Annotated in this window: 18 protein-coding genes; 11 read left to right on the top strand and 7 right to left on the bottom strand. The window is 70.4% G+C overall.

Features of this window, described 5'->3' with window-relative positions:
- The first annotated feature begins 56 nt into the window (after positions 1–56).
- From coaBC to BLR99_RS14360, 3 genes are all read left to right on the top strand, one after another.
- Positions 57–1274 (top strand): bifunctional phosphopantothenoylcysteine decarboxylase/phosphopantothenate--cysteine ligase CoaBC, encoded by a 1218-nt coding sequence (coaBC, locus tag BLR99_RS14370; RefSeq protein ID WP_074687296.1) that lies wholly within the window; start codon positions 57–59, stop codon positions 1272–1274.
- 75 nt (positions 1275–1349) lie between these two features.
- Positions 1350–1796 carry a dUTP diphosphatase gene (dut, locus tag BLR99_RS14365; protein ID WP_011794472.1) on the top strand — a complete coding sequence of 149 codons (447 nt, stop codon included), beginning with the start codon at positions 1350–1352 and terminating at the stop codon, positions 1794–1796.
- 140 nt (positions 1797–1936) lie between these two features.
- Positions 1937–2431: an outer membrane lipoprotein gene (locus BLR99_RS14360; RefSeq protein ID WP_041827272.1), complete on the top strand. Its 495-nt coding sequence runs from the start codon at positions 1937–1939 to the stop codon at positions 2429–2431.
- A gap of 124 nt (positions 2432–2555) precedes the next feature.
- Here the strand turns inward: BLR99_RS14360 and BLR99_RS14355 are convergent, their stop codons facing one another.
- Positions 2556–3080: an FKBP-type peptidyl-prolyl cis-trans isomerase gene (locus tag BLR99_RS14355; protein WP_011794474.1), complete on the bottom strand. Its 525-nt coding sequence runs from the start codon at positions 3078–3080 to the stop codon at positions 2556–2558.
- Positions 3081–3145: 65 nt separating this feature from the next.
- Between BLR99_RS14355 and BLR99_RS14350 the strand changes: the two genes are divergently transcribed.
- From BLR99_RS14350 to BLR99_RS14340, 3 genes are all read left to right on the top strand, one after another.
- Positions 3146–4282, top strand: a complete 1137-nt coding sequence (locus BLR99_RS14350) for a cupin domain-containing protein (RefSeq protein ID WP_011794475.1) — start codon at positions 3146–3148, stop codon at positions 4280–4282.
- 42 nt (positions 4283–4324) lie between these two features.
- Positions 4325–4837 (top strand): hypothetical protein, encoded by a 513-nt coding sequence (locus BLR99_RS14345; RefSeq protein WP_011794476.1) that lies wholly within the window; start codon positions 4325–4327, stop codon positions 4835–4837.
- Between the two features lie 194 nt (positions 4838–5031).
- Positions 5032–5310 (top strand): hypothetical protein, encoded by a 279-nt coding sequence (locus tag BLR99_RS14340; protein WP_041827273.1) that lies wholly within the window; start codon positions 5032–5034, stop codon positions 5308–5310.
- Between the two features lie 197 nt (positions 5311–5507).
- Here BLR99_RS14340 and BLR99_RS14335 read toward each other — a convergent pair whose 3' ends face one another.
- The 6 genes from BLR99_RS14335 to BLR99_RS14315 all read right to left on the bottom strand — a co-directional run bounded on the left by BLR99_RS14335 (position 5508) and on the right by BLR99_RS14315 (position 10504).
- A complete protein-coding gene (locus BLR99_RS14335) occupies positions 5508–6284 on the bottom strand; it encodes an MBL fold metallo-hydrolase (RefSeq protein WP_011794478.1) in 777 nt (258 codons plus the stop codon).
- 35 nt (positions 6285–6319) lie between these two features.
- Positions 6320–7414: an NlpB/DapX family lipoprotein gene (bamC, locus tag BLR99_RS14330; RefSeq protein WP_011794479.1), complete on the bottom strand. Its 1095-nt coding sequence runs from the start codon at positions 7412–7414 to the stop codon at positions 6320–6322.
- A gap of 76 nt (positions 7415–7490) precedes the next feature.
- The gene (dapA, locus tag BLR99_RS14325) at positions 7491–8387 is read right to left on the bottom strand and encodes a 4-hydroxy-tetrahydrodipicolinate synthase (protein WP_011794480.1); all 897 of its coding nucleotides are present in this window, start codon (positions 8385–8387) and stop codon (positions 7491–7493) included.
- 61 nt (positions 8388–8448) lie between these two features.
- Positions 8449–9003, bottom strand: coding sequence for a class I SAM-dependent methyltransferase (locus tag BLR99_RS14320; RefSeq protein ID WP_046060871.1), 555 nt, complete (start codon positions 9001–9003; stop codon positions 8449–8451).
- Between the two features lie 83 nt (positions 9004–9086).
- Positions 9087–9251 carry a hypothetical protein gene (locus tag BLR99_RS23145; protein WP_162486299.1) on the bottom strand — a complete coding sequence of 55 codons (165 nt, stop codon included), beginning with the start codon at positions 9249–9251 and terminating at the stop codon, positions 9087–9089.
- 14 nt (positions 9252–9265) lie between these two features.
- On the bottom strand, positions 9266–10504 hold the full coding sequence (locus BLR99_RS14315) for an MFS transporter (protein ID WP_011794482.1): 1239 nt from the start codon (positions 10502–10504) through the stop codon (positions 9266–9268).
- 124 nt (positions 10505–10628) lie between these two features.
- Between BLR99_RS14315 and BLR99_RS14310 the strand changes: the two genes are divergently transcribed.
- From BLR99_RS14310 to BLR99_RS14290, 5 genes are all read left to right on the top strand, one after another.
- Positions 10629–12611 (top strand): DNA topoisomerase IV subunit B, encoded by a 1983-nt coding sequence (locus BLR99_RS14310; RefSeq protein ID WP_011794483.1) that lies wholly within the window; start codon positions 10629–10631, stop codon positions 12609–12611.
- Between the two features lie 3 nt (positions 12612–12614).
- The gene (locus BLR99_RS14305; RefSeq protein ID WP_011794484.1) at positions 12615–13460 is read left to right on the top strand and encodes a lytic transglycosylase domain-containing protein; all 846 of its coding nucleotides are present in this window, start codon (positions 12615–12617) and stop codon (positions 13458–13460) included.
- A 61-nt stretch (positions 13461–13521) separates the two neighbouring features.
- Positions 13522–15879, top strand: a complete 2358-nt coding sequence (gene parC / locus BLR99_RS14300) for a DNA topoisomerase IV subunit A (protein WP_011794485.1) — start codon at positions 13522–13524, stop codon at positions 15877–15879.
- Positions 15880–16057: 178 nt separating this feature from the next.
- Positions 16058–17920 (top strand): methyl-accepting chemotaxis protein, encoded by a 1863-nt coding sequence (locus tag BLR99_RS14295; RefSeq protein ID WP_011794486.1) that lies wholly within the window; start codon positions 16058–16060, stop codon positions 17918–17920.
- A 118-nt stretch (positions 17921–18038) separates the two neighbouring features.
- Positions 18039–19649: a methyl-accepting chemotaxis protein gene (locus BLR99_RS14290; protein ID WP_011794487.1), complete on the top strand. Its 1611-nt coding sequence runs from the start codon at positions 18039–18041 to the stop codon at positions 19647–19649.
- Positions 19650–19653 lie beyond the last annotated feature (4 nt).

Raw genomic sequence — 19653 nt, 5'->3', positions numbered from 1 at the left:
CCGCACCGGCGCCTTCCCCCTGCACCGTGGCAGGGCGTCTGCTAAATTGCTCGCCCATGAACGAACTGGCGGGCAAACACATTCTCCTGGGCCTTTCGGGCGGCGTCGCCTGCTACAAGTCGGCCGAGCTGGCGCGCCTGCTCGCCAAGGCCGGCGCCACCGTGCAGGTGGTCATGACCGAGGCGGCCGAGCGGTTCATCACGCCCGTCACCATGCAGGCGCTCACGGGCCGCGCGGTCTATACCTCGCAGTGGGACGCGCGCGAGCCCAACAACATGCCGCACATCAACCTGGGGCGCGAGGCGGATGCGATCCTGATCGCCCCCTGCAGCGCCGATTTCGTCGCCCGGCTGGCGCAGGGCCGGTCCGACGAACTGCTCAGCCTGCTGTGCCTCGCACGGCCCGCGCAGCGCGTGCCCCTGCTGCTCGCGCCCGCGATGAACCGCGAGATGTGGGCGCACCCCGCCATGCAGCGCAACCTGGCGCAGGTGGCTGCCGACGGCGCCGTGGTGCTGGGCGTGGGCACGGGCGATCAGGCCTGCGGCGAAACGGGCGACGGCCGCATGCTGGAGCCCGCGGAATTGCTGGAAGAGCTGACGGCCTTCTTCGCGCCCAGGCTGCTCGCCGGGCACCGCGTACTGGTCACGGCCGGCCCGACCTTCGAGGCGATCGACCCGGTGCGCGGCATTACCAACCTCTCGAGCGGCAAGATGGGGTTCGCCATCGCGCGTGCGGCCCGGGAGGCGGGAGCGGAGGTCCACCTCGTCGCCGGTCCCGTGCACCTGCCCACGCCGCGTGGCGTGCGCCGCGTGGACGTGCGCTCGGCGCGGGACATGCTGCAGGCCTGCACCGCGCTCGCCCCGCAGGCATCCATCTTCGTGGCGACCGCAGCCGTGGCGGACTGGCGCCCGGCGGAAGCCGCCACGCGCAAGATCAAGAAGGACGGCTCGGGAGCCGTCCCGGCGCTCGCCTTCGTGGAGAACCCCGACATCCTGGCGACCATCGCGGCCTCCGAACGTGCGCGCGAGGGGGCGCTGTACTGCGTGGGCTTCGCGGCCGAGAGCGACCACCTGCTGGAGCACGCCACGGCCAAGCGCGCGCGCAAGGGCGTGCCCCTGCTGGTCGGCAACATCGGTCCCGAGACCTTCGGGCAGGACGACAATGCCCTGCTGCTGGTGGACGCCGAAGGCCACCGCACGCTGCCGCGCGCCACCAAGCGCGAACTGGCGCAGCAGCTCGTGGCGGACATCGCCCGCCGGCTGGTCACCGCCTGAAGCGCAGTCCCGGAGCAGCCCGGAGGCCGGCGCTCCAGGAGTGTTGCGCCCCCGCATCATCCATTGAAAGCATTTGTGAAAATCGACGTCAAGATCCTCGACGCGCGCATGGCGGAGCAGTTGCCCGCCTACGCCACGCCCGGCAGCGCCGGCCTCGACCTGCGGGCCTGCCTGGACGCCCCCCTGACCCTGCAGCCCAATGCCTGGCAGCTCGTACCCACAGGCATCGCCATCTACCTGAAAGATCCCGGCTACGCCGCGCTGATCCTGCCGCGCTCGGGCCTGGGCCACAAGCACGGCATCGTGCTCGGCAACCTGGTCGGCCTCATCGACAGCGACTACCAGGGGCAGTTGATGGTCAGCGCCTGGAACCGCAGCGACATTGCCTTCACCCTGCAGCCGATGGAGCGTCTGGCCCAGCTCGTGATCGTGCCGGTGGTGCAGGCGCAGTTCCATGTGGTGCAGGAGTTTCCGGCCACGGCGCGTGGTGAGAACGGTTACGGCTCCACGGGCAAGGTGTAGGTATCGTCCTATCCGTCCGGGGCGATGGTGCCTACGGCGGCCGCGGCCATCTCCCGTCGCGTACCGCGGCCGGCCCCATGCTCCAATGGGTTGACCGGCGGGGCCCGAGCCTTGTCCATTTCCGCAAGAAGGAGTCGAACATGCTGAAGTTTTCCCGCACCACCGCTGCGATCGCCACCGTGGCCCTCGCCGGCGTCCTGGGCGCCTGCGCCGAGCAGCCGCGCTACGGTTCGCAGTATCCCGGCCAGCCCACCTATTCGAGCTATCCGTCTTCCGCGCCGGCCGGCATGGAATACGGCACGGTGACCAACATCGAGATGCTGCAGGGCCGCAGCGGCAACAGCGGTGTGGGCGTCGGCACCGTGGCCGGCGCCGTGATCGGCGGCGTGCTGGGCAACCAGGTGGGCAAGGGCACCGGCCGTGCGGCCGCCACCGTGCTGGGCGCCGTCGGCGGCGGCGTGGTGGGCAACCAGATCGAGAACCGCAACGGCAGCAATGACGGCCGCGCCGATGGCTACCGCATCACGGTGCAGCTCGACCAGGGCGGCCAGCGTGCCTACGATGTGAGTTCCCCCGGCGACCTGCGTCCCGGCGACCGCGTGCGCCTGAACGGCGGCCAGATCTCCCGCATGTGATCACGGCGCAGCGCCTGGCGGTATCGCCGTGGCCTCCAGGAAAAAGGACCCGAGGGGTCCTTTTTTTTCGGCCGTGCTCTCTGCCGGGCAGCCGGCGTTGCTGCGACCGCCGCCCTGTTGGCGCTCAATGCAGCTGCGGCACGCCCGTGTCGGGCGGCTGGATGCGGAAGAAGCCGGTGCCGGCCGTGCCGCGACCGATTTCCTCCTCGGTGGCCTCGCGCACGCCCTGCACGGTGAGGTGCAGGCGCAGCGCGATGCCGGCCAGGGGGTGGTTGCCGTCCAGCACCACATGCTCGGGATAGAGCTGGGCCACGGTGTAGAGCACGTCCCGCGGGGCGTCCGGGTTGGAGCCTTCGGGCAGGGCGCTGCCCTCGATGGTCATGCCTTCCTCGATGTCGGCCGGGAAGCGGCTGCGGGGTTCGAGGAACAGCAATTGGTCCTGGTAGTCGCCGAAAGCCTCCTCGGGCTCCAGGTGCAGCGCGAGGGTGTCGCCCGCGGTGTGGCCCTGCAGCGCCTCTTCGATGCGGGCGAACAGGTCGTCGCCGCCGACGAGGAATTCCACCGGGTCGTCGAGCACGTCCAGCTCTTCTCCCAATGTGTCTTTCAGGATCCAGGTCAAGGCGACCACGCATTGTTGGTTGATTTCCATAGGAGAATTGTCGCAGTTCGTCCACCGGCCGCGCCATCGGCGCGTGCGCCTTCCGCTCTCTCTCCATGGATACCCATATTCCCCTCGCCCTGCTGGGCGGCATGACCCCCGCGCAATTCATGCGCCGCCATTGGCAGAAGAAGCCGCTGCTGGTGCGCCAGGCCATCGCCCCGTTCGTGCCGCCCGTGGGGCGCCAGGAGCTGTTCGCGCTGGCGGCGCAGGAGAGTGTGGAATCGCGCCTGGTGCAGCAGAAGAAGGGGGCCTGGAGCCTGCGCCACGGCCCCTTCGCGCGCCGCTCGCTGCCCCCGCTCGCCACGCCGGACTGGACGCTGCTCGTGCAGGGCGTGGACCTGCACGACGATGCCGTGCATGCGCTCCTGCAGCAGTTCCGTTTCGTGCCGCAGGCCCGTCTGGACGACCTGATGATCAGCTACGCCACCGACGGCGGGGGCGTGGGGCCGCACTTCGACAGCTACGACGTGTTCCTGCTGCAGGCCCATGGCCGGCGGCGCTGGCGCATCGGGCGGCAGAAGGACCTGGCGCTCAAGGAGGGCATCCCGCTCAAGATCCTGGAGAACTTCGAGCCTGAGCAGGAGTTCGTGCTGGAGCCCGGCGACATGCTCTACCTGCCGCCGCGCTGGGCGCACGACGGCATCGCCGAGGGCGAGTGCATGACCTATTCCATCGGCTTCCGTTCGCCGTCGCGCACGGGCCTCGCCCAGGACCTGCTCACCCGGCTGTCGGACGGGCCGGACGAAGAGGGCGCGTTGTCCCCGCACCTGTACCGAGACCCCGCGCAGGATGCGGCGGACCGCCCCGGGGAGATTCCCGCTGCGCTGCTGGACTTCGCGCGCGATGCCCTGGCGCGGGCGCTGGCCGAGCCGCTGGCCGTGGAGCGCGCGCTGGGCGAGAGCCTGACCGAGCCGAAGCCGAACGTGTGGTTCGAGCCCGGGGATCCGGAGGCGGACGTGGCGCAGGGCGTGCGCCTGGACCGCCGCACGCGCATGATGTACGGCGCGCGCCATGTCTTCATCAACGGCGAGAGCTACCTGGCCGGCGGGCGGGACGCGACGCTCATGCGGCGCCTGGCCGACCAGCGGAAACTCTCCGCGCGCGACCTGGCGCGTGCCAGCGAGGATGCGCTGGAGCTGCTGGCATCGTGGTGCGACGCCGGCTGGGTGCAGGTGGAGGCGGCCGCATAGCTGCTGCCCGTCCCCCTGCGCGGATCAAGAAGGAGGTTGTCCATGGATTTCTCCCCGGTCCTGGCGGGCGAGGCGCCACTGCCGTCCGGCCGTATCGAGGGGCGGCGCGATTTCGAGGGCGGGGTGCGCGCCGCGCTGGCGTGCGCGGCGCGCGAGGGGTGGCCGGAACTGGTGCTGTGCGACTTCGATTTCCACGACTGGCCCCTGGGCGACCGCGAGGCGGAAGCCCTGCTGCAGGCCTGGGCAGGAAGGGGCCGCCGGCTGGTGATGCTGGCTGCGGGCTACGACGAGTTGGTCCGGCGCCATGCGCGCTTCGTGCGCTGGCGCGCCACGTGGGACCACATCGTGGAATGCCGCAAGGTTCCTGCCAGGGAGCGCCAGGAACTGCCCGGCGTGCTGTGGTCCGGCCGCTGGGTGCTGCAGCGCCTGGATCCCGAGCGCTGCACCGGAGTGGCGGGCAGCGAGCCCGAGCGCCGCGTACAGGCCAGGCAGGTGCTGGATGAATGGCTGCGGCGCAGCACGCCTGCTTTTTCCGCGACGACGCTCGGACTGTGACATCGTTCAGCCCGTGCTGTCGGTATTAGTCAGGATTGACGCAACCTCCCTATAATTTGCGATTGATGTCTGGGAGCGCTCCGTGCGCTCCAAGCGCCACGGGGTGCACCGCGCCCGGCCAAAGCGCATCGCTGAAAGAGGGCGGCGTGGCGGCAAAATTCCAAGATCCGTCTGTCCCATAGGAAAAAACCGAAATGAAGAACTCTCTCGTTCTGGCTGCCCTGGTCGCGTCCGTCGCTCTCGCCGCCTGCGGCAAGAAGGAAGAAGCCCCGGCTCCGGCCCCGGCTCCCGTCGAAGCTCCGGCCCCGGCTCCCGCTCCCGTGCCCGCACCGGCCGAAGCTCCTGCTTCCGACGCTTCGGCTCCTGCCGCAGCCGCTGCTGCCGAAGCCTCCGCTCCCGCCAGCGATGCCGCCAAGGCCGCTGCAGACGCCGCTGCAGCTGCTGCTGCAGGTGGTGCTTCCGCCGCCAAGTAAGCTGCCATATCGCCTTTCGCCGCCGGGCCACCAGCCTGCGGCGAAAGGCCCGGCACGAAAGCCCCGTACCGCAAGGACGGGGCTTTTTTTGTGCCGACGCACCGCGCGTGCAGGCTGCAGAACAGGCGCGCCTTGCGCTGCCCATGGCCACGGAGCGGGCCAGGCGAGTGGTGCAGACGGTCAGGAAAGGGTGGAGTTCACCCGCCGATCCAGCCGGTGCCGCTGCGCGGGTCCGCCACCTCGATCCGGGCCGGCTCCCAGCCGATGGCTTCGGCGAGCGCAGCGCGGGCGAGGTCCGGGCGGTTGTTCTGGGCACTGAGGTGGGCCGCTGCCACGCTGCGCAGGCCGTCGTGCCGTACGGCGCGCAGGATCTCCGCCGCCACGTGGTTGCCAAGATGGCCATAGGCGCCGCCGATGCGCCGCTTCAGGAAGGCGGGGTAGCTGGAGACGGAGAGCATCTCGCGGTCGTGGTTGCTCTCCAGCAGCAGCGCATGGCAGCCGCGCAGATGGGCGAGCACGTGCTCGGTGGCGTGGCCCAGGTCCGTCAGCAGCCCGATGTGGGTGGCTCCGTCGCTGCAGCGCAGGTGCAGCGGCTCGCGCGCATCGTGCGGCACGGTGAAGGGGCGTGCCTCGAAAGCACCCAGATCGATGGATTCGCCGTCCGCAGTGAGGTGCAGCAACCCGTCCAGGTCCGGCGCGCCGATGGCCGTGTAGGTACCGTGGCTCATCCAGGCCGGAATGCGGTGGCGCAGGGCGACCTTCTGCAGGCCGCCCACGTGGTCGGAATGCTCGTGCGTGATGAAGATCGCGTCGATGTCGTCGATCGCGAGGCCGGCCTCGCCGAGCCGGCCGGCCAGCTGGCGCGGCCCCAGTCCGCAATCGACGAGCAGGCGCCGTACCTGCGTGCCGCAGCGCCCTTCGACGACGGTGGCGTTGCCCGAGCTGCCGCTGCCCAGGTTCTTGAAGCGCAGCACGCGGTCCGTCGCTCCTCAGCGGGCGGCAGCGCCGGTCACTTCAGATCGTCGGCGAGCACGCGGACGATGCGGTCCGCGTTGGCCGAGCTCTCGGGTGCGCCCGCGGCATTGAGCACCGCGACCGTGCTCCTGCCACCTTCGGTGCGCACCTGGATGCGGTACTTGACGGGCGGCGCGGCGTCGGCCGAGCGGCCCAGCAGCTTGGCGAAGAATCCGGGATCCTTCTTCTCGGTGGGCTCGACGTAGCGCACGGAGTACACCCCCTGGGCGCGGTCGCGCTCCTCGACGGTGAAGCCCGTGCGATCGAGCGCCAGCCCGACGCGGCGCCATGCGCGGTCGAAGCTCTCGTCGAGCTCCACCACGGGCGCGTTGCCCATGCGGCCGATGCGCGCGGTCGGCGGCGGCTGGATGGGGGCGGCCGCCACGGCGCGGGACTCCTCCTGGCTCACGCCGAGCTTGACCATCAGGCGGCGCAGGAATTCGGTTTCCAGTTCCGGATCGGCCGGGCGGGGCTGCCAGACGGTGTTGTCCTTCTGGGCGGTGCTGTAGACCTCGACCATGCCGCGGTGGCTGATGTAGATCTCGGTGGAGCCGTCGGCGCCGCGCTCCAGGCGGGTGCGGAACTTGTCGCGCTCGCCGGTGGAGTAGACGGAATCGAAGATCTTGCCGATGGTGGAGCGGATGATGTCCTGCGGCAGCTTGGCGCGGTTCTCGGCCCAGTCGGTTTCCATGATGCCGAGGTTGGGCTGGTCGATCGTGAGCACGAAGCCGTTCTCGTTCCAGAAGTCGCGCACCGGCTCCCACAGCGCGTCGGCGGGGCGTTTCACCACCAGCCAGCGCTGGTTGCCGTCGCGCTCGATGCGCACGTCGCCCAGCGACCTGGCTGCGGCATTGACCGTGCCGGGCTGCTTCTGCGCCTGGCCGGCCTCGAAGGCCGCGGCCGACACCACGCCGCCCGGGACCGTGTAGCGCGAATCGCGCGAGAGCTGGGTCAGGTCGGGCGGCACTTCGAGCGTCGAGCCCTTGGTGGCGCTCTTGTAGTCGATCTTGTCGTTGTCCAGGATGGAGGTGGAGCAGGCGGACAAGGCCATGGCAAGGCCCAGGAGGCCCAGGCGATTGATAGCGTTCACGCAAAAATCCTTTGAGGGAGTCTCTGGAGGCTGGCTGCGGTGGGGAAAGACGGGCGCAGGCGGAGGCGGACGTGCTTCAGAGCAGGCCAGCGGAGCGCAGCGCGGCTTCCACCACGGGCTCGCTGCCGGGGGAGAGGGGCGTCATGGGCAGGCGCATCGTGCCGCCGCACAGGCCCATGCGCTGCATCGCCCACTTCACCGGAATGGGGTTGGCCTCGACGAAGAGGTGCTTGTGGACAGGCATCAGGCGGAACTGGATCTCCATGGCCCGGCGCACGTCGCCGGCCAGGGCGGCCACGCAGAGTTCGTGCATCAGGCGCGGGGCCACGTTGGCGGTCACGCTGATGTTGCCCTGCCCGCCGCAGAGCATCAGGGCCACGGCTGTCGGGTCGTCGCCCGAATAGACGGCGAAGCCTTCGGGCACGTCGCGGATCAGCCATTGCGCGCGCTCGATGTTGCCTGTGGCTTCCTTGATGCCGATGATGCCGGGCACCTGCGCGAGGCGCAGCACGGTGTCGTGCTGCATATCGGCGACGGAGCGGCCGGGCACGTTGTAGAGGACGGTGGGCAGGTCGCCCACGGCTTCGGCTATGGACCTGAAGTGCTGGTACTGCCCTTCCTGCGTGGGCTTGTTGTAGTAGGGAACGACCTGGAGCTGGCTGTCCGCGCCCACCTTCTTGGCGAAGCGGGCCAGTTCGATGGCCTCGGCCGTGGAGTTGGCGCCGCAGCCGGCCATGATCGGCACGCGCCTGGCGGCCTGCTCGACGGCCACGCGGATGATCTCGCAGTGCTCCTCGACGTTGACGGTGGGCGATTCGCCGGTGGTGCCCACCACGCCGATGCAGTCGGTCCCTTCGGCGACATGCCAGTCGATCAGCTTGCGCAGGGTGGGGTAGTCCACGCTGCCGTCCTCGTGCATGGGGGTGACGAGGGCGACGATGCTGCCGGTGAGGGTGGCGCTGGAAGAGGTCATGTCCACGAAGGAAAACGGTAAAAGAGCATTCTAACGAGTGTGTAACCGGCCCGCCCGGGGGTTAACCGGAGGGTGGCGGTACGAGGGGATGGCGGGGTGGTCCGGCCCCGGGTGCTTCCCGGACGGCCGCGAGGCGTTGCACGAACCGTTCCGGCGACGGCAGGAAGCCGTCCTCGTAGGCCACCACCCTCAGACCCGCGCAGGCGCCCAGCAGTTCCCCCGGTTCGAGCAGAAAGTCCGGCCGCGACGGGCGGCCCACGGTGCCGTTGCCGCGCGCGAAGGTCTCGTAGAGCAGCACACCGCCGGGCGCGACGCTGGCCGCGATGGCGGGCAGCAGGGGGCGCCAGAGGTAATTGGTCACCACCACGGCATCGAAGCAGCGGCCGGCGAAGGGCCAGGGGCCCTGTTCGATGTCCGCGTGGACGAGTTCGCCCAGCGGCGCGAGCGAGGCGATCGCGTCGGCGGACCGGTCCACGCCGCTCACGGCATGGCCGCGCGCGTGGAACCAGCGCAGGTGCCGGCCGCCGCCGCAGGCCACGTCCAGTACATGGCCGCGCGGCGGCACCAGGTGGGCCCAGCGCGTGATCCACCCGGACGGCGCGTCCTGGCCGTGCATCGCGATATTCGTTGGCGGGCCTGGACTGTGCATCAAGGAAGGAGCGCGGGAGGAGCCACGGTCGGACGCGCCGCGGCGGGAGTTCAGAAACAGGACCAGACCTGGTCCGCCATCATCACCACGAAGCCGGGTTCCGCATAGAGCGCGAAAGCGGCGGACAGCACCGCGGCGGCCGCGATGGCCCAGGGCAGCCACCGCTTCCAGCCGGGGCGCCGGGGGGAGGGGGCGGCCAGGGGGGTGGAGGCCATGCGCATGCCCTGCCTCAGGCGGCGGCGCCCGTCCGGACCGGGGCGCGCGTGATCGGCGTTTCGCGCACCGGCAGGTTGATGAGGCCGGCCACCAGCCCCAAGGCGATGGCGAGGTACCAGACCACGTCGTAGCTGCCAGTGCGGTCGTAGAGGTAGCCGCCCAGCCAGACGCCCAGGAAGCTGCCGATCTGGTGGCTGAAGAACACGAACCCGCCCAGCATCGAGAGGTGCTGCACACCGAAGATCTGTGCCACCGTGGCGTTGGTGGGCGGCACGGTGGACAGCCACAGGAACCCGATGACCGCGGAAAACACGTACACCGAGACGGGGGTGAGCGGCGCGAGCAGGAACACGGTGATCGCCACGGCGCGGGCGAAATAGATGAAGGCCAGGATGTGCCGGCGCGCCATGCGCTGGCCGAGGGTGCCGGCGATGTAGGTGCCGAAGACGTTGAAGAGGCCGATCAGGGCCAGCGCGTAGCTCGCCACCTGGGGCGAGAGGCCGTGGTCCTTGAGGTAGCTGGGCATGTGCACGCCGATGAACACCACCTGGAACCCGCACACGAAGTACCCGGCCGTGAGCAGCAGGAAGCTGGGATAGCGCAGCGCTTCGGACAGGGCCTCTCCCACCGTCTGGCTGCGCGGCGCGGCGGGGGCGCCTGCCGCCCGGCGGCCGAAGCCCGGCTCGCGCAGGCCGAAGGCCAGCGGCACGATGAGCAGCACCATGGCCGAGAGGGCGAGCAGCGATTCCTGCCATCCCAGGCGGGCGATCAACTGGCCCTCGACGGGCACCATCAGGAACTGCCCGAACGAGCCGGCGGCCGCGGCCACGCCCATGGCCCAGGAGCGCTTCTCGGGCGCGATCTGGCGGCCCAGCACGCCGTAGATCACGGCATAGGTGGTGCCCGCCTGGGCCGCGCCGATCAGCACGCCGGCCGTGAGGGCGAACAGCAGGGGCGTGGGCGACAGCGCCATGCCGGCCAGCCCGAAGGCATACAGCACCGCCCCGGCGATCAGCACGCGGAACGCTCCGAAGCGGTCGGCCGCCATGCCCGCGAAGATGCCGAACAGGCCCCAGGCGATGTTCTGCACGGCGAGCGCGAGCGCGAAGGTCTGGCGGGTCCAGCCCATGTCCTGCGTGATCGGCTGCAGCCACAGGCCGAAGCCGTGGCGTATGCCCATGGAGAGCGTGACGACGGCCGCGCCGCAGGCCAGGACCTGCGCCATGGAGAGCTTCGGGTTTTCGGAGGACATCCGGTGAATGTAGCCAAAAGCGTCCGCCGGCGCTTGCCGGGAAATGCGGGTTAACCCGCGTGGCAGGCGGGTGGCTGTCTTTCCATCCAGTACCGCCGGGCACACCGCACTACAATCCGCGCCCATGGCAGCCAAACCCTCTTCCGTTTCGCCCAGCGACTATTCCGAAGGTTCGATCCGCGTGCTCAAGGGCCTGGAGCCCGTGAAGCAGCGGCCGGGCATGTACACGCGCACCGACAACCCGCTGCACATCATCCAGGAAGTGCTCGACAATGCCGCCGACGAGGCCCTGGCCGGGCACGGCAAGCGCATCAAGGTCACCCTGTTCGCCGACGGCTCCGTCGGCATCGAGGACGACGGGCGCGGCATTCCGTTCGGCCTGCACCCCGAGGAAAAGGCCCCGGTGATCGAGCTGGTCTTCACGCGGCTGCACGCGGGCGGCAAGTTCGACAAGGGCAAGGGCGGCGCCTACAGCTTCTCGGGCGGCCTGCACGGCGTGGGTGTCTCGGTCACCAACGCCCTGGCATTGCGCCTGGAGGCCACGACCCACCGCGACGGACAGATCGCGCGCCTCGTGTTCGAGGGCGGCGACGTCACCGAGCCGCTCACGGCCCGGCCCCTGGCCGCGGGCGAGCGCCGCCAGGGCACCACGGTGCGTGTCTGGCCGGACGGCAGGTATTTCGAATCCACCGCGCTGCCGATGGGCGAGCTGGTCCACCTGCTGCGCAGCAAGGCCGTGCTGATGCCGGGCGTGACGGTGTCGCTGGTCAACGAGAAGACGAAGGAGACGCAGACCTGGCAATACAAGGGCGGCCTGCGCGACTACCTGGGCCAGAGCCTGCCGGCCGACCCGGTGATCCCGCTCTTCGAGGGCGAGGGCTATGCCGACCGGCACAACGAGAGCTTCGCCGAAGGCGAGGGCGCCGCATGGTGCGTGGGCTTCACCGACGAGGGCGCGCCCGTGCGCGAGAGCTACGTCAACCTGATTCCCACCAGCGCGGGCGGCACGCACGACGCGGGCCTGCGCGACGGCCTGTTCCAGGCTGTGAAGAGCTTCATCGAGCTGCACTCGCTGCTGCCCAAGGGCGTGAAGCTGCTGCCCGAGGACGTGTTCGCCCGCGCCTCGTACGTGCTCTCGGCCAAGGTGCTGGATCCGCAGTTCCAGGGCCAGGTGAAGGAAAAACTCAATTCGCGCGATGCCGTCCGGCTGGTGTCGAGCTACGTGCGGCCCGCGCTCGAGCTGTGGCTGCACCAGCACGTGGACTACGGGCGCAAGCTCGCCGAACTCGCCATCAAGGCCGCGCAGACCCGCCAGAAGGCCGGGCAGAAGGTCGAGAAGAAGAAGGGCTCCGGCGTGGCCGTGCTGCCGGGCAAGCTCACCGACTGCGAAAGCCGCGACCTGTCGCACAACGAGGTATTCCTGGTGGAGGGCGACTCCGCCGGCGGCAGCGCCAAGATGGGCCGCGACAAGGAATGCCAGGCCGTGCTGCCGCTGCGCGGCAAGGTGCTCAACACCTGGGAGGTGGACCGCGACCGGTTGTTCGCCAACACCGAGATCCACGACATCTCCGTGGCGCTGGGCGTGGACCCGCACGGCCCGAACGACACGCCGGACCTCTCCGGCCTGCGCTATGGCAAGGTCTGCATCCTGTCGGACGCCGACGTGGACGGCTCGCACATCCAGGTGCTGCTGCTCACGCTGTTCTTCCGCCACTTCCCCAAGCTGATCGAGGCGGGCCACATCTACGTGGCGCGCCCGCCGCTCTACCGCGTGGACGTGCCGGCGCGCGGCAAGAAGCCGGCCTCGAAGGTCTATGCGCTGGACGACGGCGAGCTGGAGGCCATCCTCGACAAATGCGCCAAGGATGGCGTGGCGCGCGAGAAGTGCCAGATCAGCCGCTTCAAGGGGCTGGGCGAGATGAACGCCGAGCAGCTCTGGGAGACCACGCTCAACCCCGACACCCGCCGCCTGCTGCCCGTGCAGCTGGGCGACCTGGGCTTCGCCGAAACCGAGGGCCTCATCACCAAGCTCATGGGCAAGGGAGAGGCGGCCGCGCGGCGCGAGCTGATGGAACTGCACGGCGACGCCGTGGAAGTGGATATCTGAGCCATGGCGGCGTGGCGCGTGGCGGATGGCACGGCGGTGGTCCGGCTGCGGCAGCAGCTGGCGGCGGGAGCGCGGATGGCCGCGCTGGGGCTCGCCCTGTGGCTGCCGCTGCAATCCGCCCATGCGGATCTCTGGGCCTACGTGGACGAGCGCGGCGTGACGCATTTCGCGGCCGAGCGCATCGACGAGCGCTACAGCCTGTTCTTCCGCGGCGACGTGTTCGACTCCACCAGGGACGGACGCTCCGCGGGCACGGGCCTCGTGCCGCCCGGCATGGCGCCGGGGGCCACGCCGGAGGGCGCGCGGCGCCTGGCCTATTTCGACATCGCGCCCGAGGTCAAGCGCGTGAAGCATTTCCTGCGCGCCTCGGCGAACCGCCACGGGCTCGACTACGAACTGCTGCAGGCCGTGATCGCGACCGAATCGGGGTTCGATCCGCAGGCGGTGTCGCCGCGCGGCGCGGTGGGGCTCATGCAGGTGATGCCGGCCACGGCCGAACGCTTCGGCGTGGCGCGCGAGGCCAGGCGTTCGGTGGAGCAGAAGCTCACCGATCCGGGCACGAACATCGCGGCCGGCGCGCGCTACCTGAGGCACCTGATCGATCTTTTCGAGGGCCGGCTGGACCTGGCCCTGGCGGCCTACAACGCGGGCGAGGGCGCCGTGCAGCGCGCCGGCCGCCGCATTCCCGCCTACCGCGAGACGCAGAACTACGTGAAGAGCGTGCTGGGGCTCTACGCCCTGCTCAAGCCCGCGGCGGTCGCCCCGGTGCCCGTGGCGGCGGGGCGCGGCGCCGCGGCCGGCCGGGTGCGCATGGAGCTGGCGGCGCCCGTGGTCCAGGGCGCGCCCTGATCTTTCGAACGACACCGCGGCGCACCCTCCGCCGCGTTCCTCTTTCCATTCTTTCCGACGCATGAGCGACAACGACCAACCCACCCTCGACTTCTCCCAGCCCGAGTCCGGCGACCACCTGGGCCTGGCCGGCTACGCGCAGCGCGCCTACCTGGAGTACGCGCTCTCCGTGGTGAAGGGCCGCGCGCTGCCGGACGTGTGCGACGGCATGAAGCCGGTGCAGCGCCGCATCCTCTTCGCGATGGAACGCATGGGCCTGGCCTACGGCGGGCCGACCCGCAACGTGCCGGCCAAGCCCGTGAAAAGCGCCCGCGTGGTCGGCGACGTGCTGGGCCGCTTCCATCCGCACGGCGACCAGTCGGCCTACGACGCGCTGGTGCGGCTCGCGCAGGATTTCAGTCAGCGTTATCCGCTCATCGACGGCCAGGGCAACTTCGGCAGCCGCGACGGCGACGGCGCCGCGGCCATGCGCTACACGGAGGCGCGGCTCACGCGCATCGCCAGCCTGCTGCTCGACGAGATCGACCAGGGCACGGTCGATTTCGTGCCCAACTACGACGGCTCCACCGAGGAGCCGCGCCAGTTGCCCGCGCGCCTGCCGTTCGCGCTGCTCAACGGCGCGAGCGGCATCGCCGTGGGCCTGGCCACCGAGATCCCGAGCCACAACCTGCGCGAGATCGCCGACGCCTGCGTGGCGCTGGTGAAGAACCCGAAGCTCGCCGACGAGGAGCTGGCCGCGCTGGTGCCGGGCCCGGACTATCCGGGCGGCGGCCAGATCATCAGCAGCCCGGGCGACATCCAGGACGCCTACCGCACGGGGCGCGGCAGCCTCAAGGTGCGCGCGCGCTGGAAAATCGAGGACCTGGCGCGCGGCCAGTGGCAGATGGTGGTGACCGAACTGCCGCCCGGCGTCTCCGCGCAGAAGGTGCTGGAAGAGATCGAGGAGCTCACCAATCCCAAGGTGAAGGCCGGCAAGAAGGCGCTCTCGCAGGAGCAGACGCAGCTCAAGGCCACGGTGCTGGGCGTGCTGGACGTGGTGCGCGACGAGTCGAGCAAGGACGCGCCCGTGCGCATCGTGTTCGAGCCCAAGACGGGCAGGGTGCCGCAGCAGGAGCTGATCACCACGCTGCTGGCGCACACCAGCCTGGAGACCTCCGCGCCCATCAACCTGACCATGGTGGGCCTGGACGGCAAGCCCGTGCAGAAGTCGCTGCGGCGCATGCTGGAGGAGTGGATCGCCTTCCGCCAGCAGACCATCACGCGGCGCAGCCAGCATCGCCTCGCCAAGGTGCTGGACCGCATCCACATCCTCGAGGGGCGGCAGACCGTGCTGCTCAACATCGACGAGGTGATCGCCATCATCCGCGCGAGCGACGAGCCCAAGGCCGCGCTGATCGAGCGCTTCCGCCTGTCGGACCGGCAGGCCGAGGACATCCTGGAAATCCGCCTGCGCCAGCTCGCGCGGCTCGAAGCCATCAAGATCGAGCAGGAACTCAAGGAACTGCGCGAGGAACAGGGCAAGCTCGAGGACATCCTCGCCAACCCTGCCTCGCTGCGCCGCCTCATGGTCAAGGAGATCGAGGCGGACGCGAAGCAGTTCGCCGACGCGCGCCGCACCCTCATCCAGGCCGACAAGCGCGCCACGGCCGAGGTGAAGGTGGTCGATGAGCCCGTGACGGTGGTGGTTTCGCAGAAGGGCTGGGTGCGCGCGCGCCAGGGCCACGGGCACGACGCCGGCACCTTCGCCTTCAAGTCCGGCGACGCGCTCTACGGCACCTTCGAGTGCCGCACCGTCGATACGCTCATCGCCTTCGGCAGCAATGGTCGCGTGTATTCCGTGGCCGTTTCGCAACTGCCCGGCGCGCGCGGGGACGGGCAGCCCATCACCACGCTGATCGACCTGGAGGCCGGCACGCAGCCGGTGCATTATTTCGCCGGCCCCGCGAACGCGGCGCTGCTGCTCGCCGGCTCGGGCGGCTACGGCTTCATCGCGGCCGTGGAGCACATGACGGCGCGCAACCGGGGTGGCAAGGCATTCGTCTCGCTGGGCGAGGGCGAGCAGCTCTGCCGGCCGTCGCACGCGGCGTTCACCAGCGGCAGCCAGCCGCTCGCCCCGGCGACCCACGTGTGCTGCGCCTCGGCGGGCGGACGCATCCTGACTTTCGAGATCACCGAGCTCAAGCAGATGGCCAATGGCGGCCGCGGCCTGATGCTCATCGACCTCGAGCCCAAGGATACGCTGGCGGGTGCCGCGGCGTACACGCGCAGCGTGCGCATCGCAGGCGTGGGCCGCGGCGGCAAGGAGCGCGACGAGACGCTGGAGATCCGCAGCCTCAACAATGCGCGCTTCCCGCGCGGGCGCAAGGGCAAGGCGGCGGATCTGGGCTTCAAGCCGAACGCCGTGCAGCGCGTCGAGTAAAGCCTGGCGAACACAGCTGCCGGAGGGGCCGCCAGGGCATGGCGGCCCTTTTTTGTTGCGCCGCCGCATCGCGACAGGAACATGGTGTTTATGCGGAGTGGTGTTTCCGCTTGTATCAATGCACTATCTGCCGGCACGGCCATCGAAGAAGGCGGCTGCCGGGTCGTGCATTGCCTAGATGCGCGCCAGGAGCACCCTTACCGTGAAAGATCTGAAAATCGCCACCCGGCTCGCGCTGGGATTCGCGCTCATCCTGCTCGTCATGTTCGTGATGAACATGCTGGGCCTGACCAACATGGGGGAGACGGTCCGTTCCGTGAAGGGAGTCGCTTCGGAGTCGCTCGTCAAGGAACGGCTGATCAGCGACTGGGCCCGCAACATCCATACGAGCGTGCAGCGGACCAAGGCCGTGGCCCGCAGCAGCGATACCTCCCTGAACGACGCGTTCGCGGAGGAGGCCGCTGCCTCTTCGCGGCAGTCGGCGGACATGCTCAAGCGCATCGAGGCGCTCCTGCAGGCCGACCAGGAGAAGGCCTTGATGGCCGACATCCAGAAGGCGCGCACGAACTACCTGACAAGTCGCGATGCGATCTACAAGGCCAAACGCGAGGGGCGGTTGGAAGATGCGCAGCGCCTGTTCACGCAGGAGTTCCAGCCCATCACGGCGCAGTTCCTCGAAGCTGTCCAGAAGCTGCTGAACATGCAGCGTGAGAACATCGATGCCTCCCTGGGGCAGGTGGAATCCGGCTACGCGGAGACCCGCTCCGCCGTGGCGATCGCCACCGTGCTGGCCCTGATCCTGGGCGGGGGGCTGGGCTGGTGGATCACGCGCGGCATCACGCGACCGCTCGGCGAGGCGGTGCGTGTCGCGCGCGCCGTGGCGGACAACGACCTCACGAGTGCCATCGCCGCCGGCGGGCGCGACGAGACCGGCCAGGTGCTGGATGCCCTGCGCCAGATGAACGACAACCTGGCCCAGGTCACGGGCCGCGTGCGCCAGGGGGCCGACAGCATCGCCATCGCCGCGCGGGAAATCGATGCGGGCAACCAGGACCTGTCCGCGCGGACCGAGCGGCAGGCGAGCGCCCTGCAGCAGACGGCCGCTTCGATCGAGCAGCTCACCAGTGCCGTACGCCAGAACGCCGACAGCGCCCGGCAGGCCAACCAGCTCGCGGCCCATGCCTCGCAGATGGCGGGCGAGGGCGGGCAGGTGGTGGCCGGCGTCGTGCAGACCATGGGCGCCATCGACGCTTCCTCGCGCCGCATCGCGGACATCATCGGGGTGATCGACGGCATCGCTTTCCAGACCAACATCCTGGCGTTGAACGCGGCCGTGGAGGCGGCGCGCGCCGGCGAGCAGGGCCGCGGTTTCGCCGTGGTGGCGGGGGAAGTCCGTGCGCTCGCGGGGCGCAGCGCCGAGGCCGCCAAGGACATCAAGACGCTGATCGGCGATTCCGTGGCCAAGGTGGACGAAGGTTCCCAGCAGGTCGCGCAGGCCGGACGCACCATGGAAACGGTGGTGGACAGCATCCGGCGCGTGGCGGACATCATGGGCGAGATCAGCGCCGCGAGCGCGGAGCAGAGTTCGGGCATCGAGCAGGTCAGCCAGGCGATCGGGCAGATGGACCAGGTGACGCAGCAGAACGCCGCCCTGGTCGAGGAGGCCGCGGCTGCCGCCGGCTCGCTCAAGACGCAGGCGGCCATGCTGGCCGAGGTGGTGTCCGCATTCCGGCTGCGCGACGGCAGCGCGGCCGGCATGCCTGCCGCCGCCGCACCCGTTGCGCCGCCCATCGCCAAAGCGGTGCCGCCCGCCGCCGTTCCTGCCCCCCAGGCGCCCGCGCGGGCTGCCGTGGCCGCGCCCGTCCGGCCCCGCCCGCCGGCCACCGTCGGGGCCGCCGGCGGGAAGGCGCCTGCGCTGCCCGGCCGCCCTCCGGCGGGAGCCTCCGCCCCGCCGGCCTCCGCCCCGCCGGCCTCCGCGCCGCGGCCTCCCGCGCCGTCGCGCAAGGCCAGCCAGAGCGACGACGACTGGGAAACCTTCTGATTCCGCGGGCGCATCCGCCGCCCTCTGGTGTAAACACCGAGCCTCCCGCACGTTGCTTCATGCACGATGGCTTCAGTCGTCCCGGGCGGGATCCGCCCGGCAAGGAAAGGAGTCCGCCATGCACCGATCATTGGGTGTCGTCCACAAGCTCTGGATCACGGTGACCGTGCTGGTGCTCATGCTGTCCGCGGTGCTCGGCGTGGCCGGCGCGCACTACCAGCGCGAGCAGGCCCAGGCCGATGCCGCGCGCGACGAAATGGAGCAGCGCACCCAGGCGGCCCTGCGCTGGGCTGGCCTGACGGAGACCAATGCGGCCCGCACCCTGGCGGTGGCTCTCGCCGCCGATCCCCTGCTGGAGGCGCAATTCAAGGAGCCGATCGCGGCCACTTCCGCGCGCATTTCGGAAACCCAGAAGACCCTCGCCGCCATGGACCTGTCCGCGCAGGACAAGGCCCGCATGGCGAAGATCGCCGCCGCGCGCCAGGCCACGCTGGATCTGCGCGGCGAGGCCAGCCGGCTGTCGGCCGCCGGCAGGCGGGACGAGGCGCGGGCCCTGGTGCTGCAGCGCTATCAACCGGCGGTGGCGGCCTACCTGCAGCTCCTGCGGGATTTCGCGCAGTCGCAGACCGAGGCCGCCGATGCGCTGCGCGACCGCACGGCCGCATCGCTGCAGCGCATCCTGCTGGGTGCGGCCGTTGCGCTGGCGCTGCTGCTGGCAGGTATCGTGGCCGGCGGCGTGGTGCTGATCCGCGGCATCCAGAGACCGCTGGCGGAAGCCAATGCGGCAGCGGCGCGCATCGCCGCCGGGGATCTCGCCTCGCCCGTGCCGCGGGGCGGCGGCGACGAGTTCGGCGAACTGCTGCGATCGCTCGGTGCCATGGGCGATGCGCTCTCCGGCGTGGTGCAGCAGGTGCGCCGGAGTACGGACAGCATCGCCATCGCCAGCGCCGAAATCGCCACGGGCAACCATGACCTGTCCGTGCGCACCGAGCAGACCTCCAGCAGCCTGCAGGAGACGGCAGCGGCCATGGAGCAGTTCACCAGCACCCTGCAGCAGAGCGCGGGCAGCGCGCAGCAGGCCAGCGGGCTGGCGGCCAGTGCCCGCAGCGTGGCGCAGCGCGGCGGCGAGGTGGTCACCCAGGTGGTATCCACCATGGATGACATCCACCAGAGCAGCCGCCGCATCGCCGAGATCATCGGCGTGATCGACGGCATCGCCTTCCAGACCAACATCCTGGCCCTGAACGCGGCCGTGGAAGCCGCCCGCGCGGGTGAGCAGGGCCGGGGCTTCGCCGTGGTGGCGGGCGAGGTGCGCGCTCTGGCGCAGCGCAGCGCCACCGCCGCGCGGGAGATCAAGCAACTGATCGGGACCTCGGTGGAGCGGGTGGAGGCCGGCAGCCGGCTGGTGCAGGATGCCGGCGCCACCATGCAGGACATCGTGCGCTCGGTGCAGCACGTGAACGACATGATCGGCGAGATCACCGCCGCGGCTTCCGAGCAGAGCGCGGGCATCGGTCAGGTGAACGCATCCGTGGGACGGCTGGACCAGATGACGCAGCAGAACGCCGCGTTGGTGGAGGAAAGCGCCGCCGCGGCCCAGAGCCTGCGCGAGCAGGCCGAACAACTGGCGCGCACGGTGTCGGTGTTCAAGCTGCGCGCCCTGCCGGGGGCTGCCGGCGCGGCGCTGCAGCAGCCCGTGCGGGGCGGGCCGCGCACGCTGGCGGCCTGATCCG

The sequence above is a fragment of the Paracidovorax citrulli genome, assembly GCF_900100305.1.
In the GTDB taxonomy this organism is placed as follows: domain Bacteria; phylum Pseudomonadota; class Gammaproteobacteria; order Burkholderiales; family Burkholderiaceae_C; genus Paracidovorax; species Paracidovorax citrulli.
The sequence above is the reverse complement of the archived record's forward strand: the minus strand, read 5'-3'. Positions and strand labels throughout refer to the sequence as shown.

Bases quoted from the DNA above. Each gene is read 5' to 3' on its own strand.
- BLR99_RS14290 (WP_011794487.1), top strand. From the start codon at position 18,039: ATGCACCGATCATTGGGTGTCGTCCACAAGCTCTGGATCACGGTGACC.
- BLR99_RS14310 (WP_011794483.1), top strand. From the start codon at position 10,629: ATGGCAGCCAAACCCTCTTCCGTTTCGCCCAGCGACTATTCCGAAGGT.
- dapA (WP_011794480.1), bottom strand. From the start codon at position 8,387: ATGACCTCTTCCAGCGCCACCCTCACCGGCAGCATCGTCGCCCTCGTC.
- coaBC (WP_074687296.1), top strand. From the start codon at position 57: ATGAACGAACTGGCGGGCAAACACATTCTCCTGGGCCTTTCGGGCGGC.
- BLR99_RS14360 (WP_041827272.1), top strand. From the start codon at position 1,937: ATGCTGAAGTTTTCCCGCACCACCGCTGCGATCGCCACCGTGGCCCTC.
- BLR99_RS14350 (WP_011794475.1), top strand. From the start codon at position 3,146: ATGGATACCCATATTCCCCTCGCCCTGCTGGGCGGCATGACCCCCGCG.
- BLR99_RS23145 (WP_162486299.1), bottom strand. From the start codon at position 9,251: ATGGCCTCCACCCCCCTGGCCGCCCCCTCCCCCCGGCGCCCCGGCTGG.
- BLR99_RS14355 (WP_011794474.1), bottom strand. From the start codon at position 3,080: ATGGAAATCAACCAACAATGCGTGGTCGCCTTGACCTGGATCCTGAAA.
- parC (WP_011794485.1), top strand. From the start codon at position 13,522: ATGAGCGACAACGACCAACCCACCCTCGACTTCTCCCAGCCCGAGTCC.
- BLR99_RS14345 (WP_011794476.1), top strand. From the start codon at position 4,325: ATGGATTTCTCCCCGGTCCTGGCGGGCGAGGCGCCACTGCCGTCCGGC.
- BLR99_RS14305 (WP_011794484.1), top strand. From the start codon at position 12,615: ATGGCGGCGTGGCGCGTGGCGGATGGCACGGCGGTGGTCCGGCTGCGG.
- BLR99_RS14315 (WP_011794482.1), bottom strand. From the start codon at position 10,504: ATGTCCTCCGAAAACCCGAAGCTCTCCATGGCGCAGGTCCTGGCCTGC.
- BLR99_RS14340 (WP_041827273.1), top strand. From the start codon at position 5,032: ATGAAGAACTCTCTCGTTCTGGCTGCCCTGGTCGCGTCCGTCGCTCTC.
- BLR99_RS14295 (WP_011794486.1), top strand. From the start codon at position 16,058: ATGCGCGCCAGGAGCACCCTTACCGTGAAAGATCTGAAAATCGCCACC.
- BLR99_RS14320 (WP_046060871.1), bottom strand. From the start codon at position 9,003: ATGCACGGCCAGGACGCGCCGTCCGGGTGGATCACGCGCTGGGCCCAC.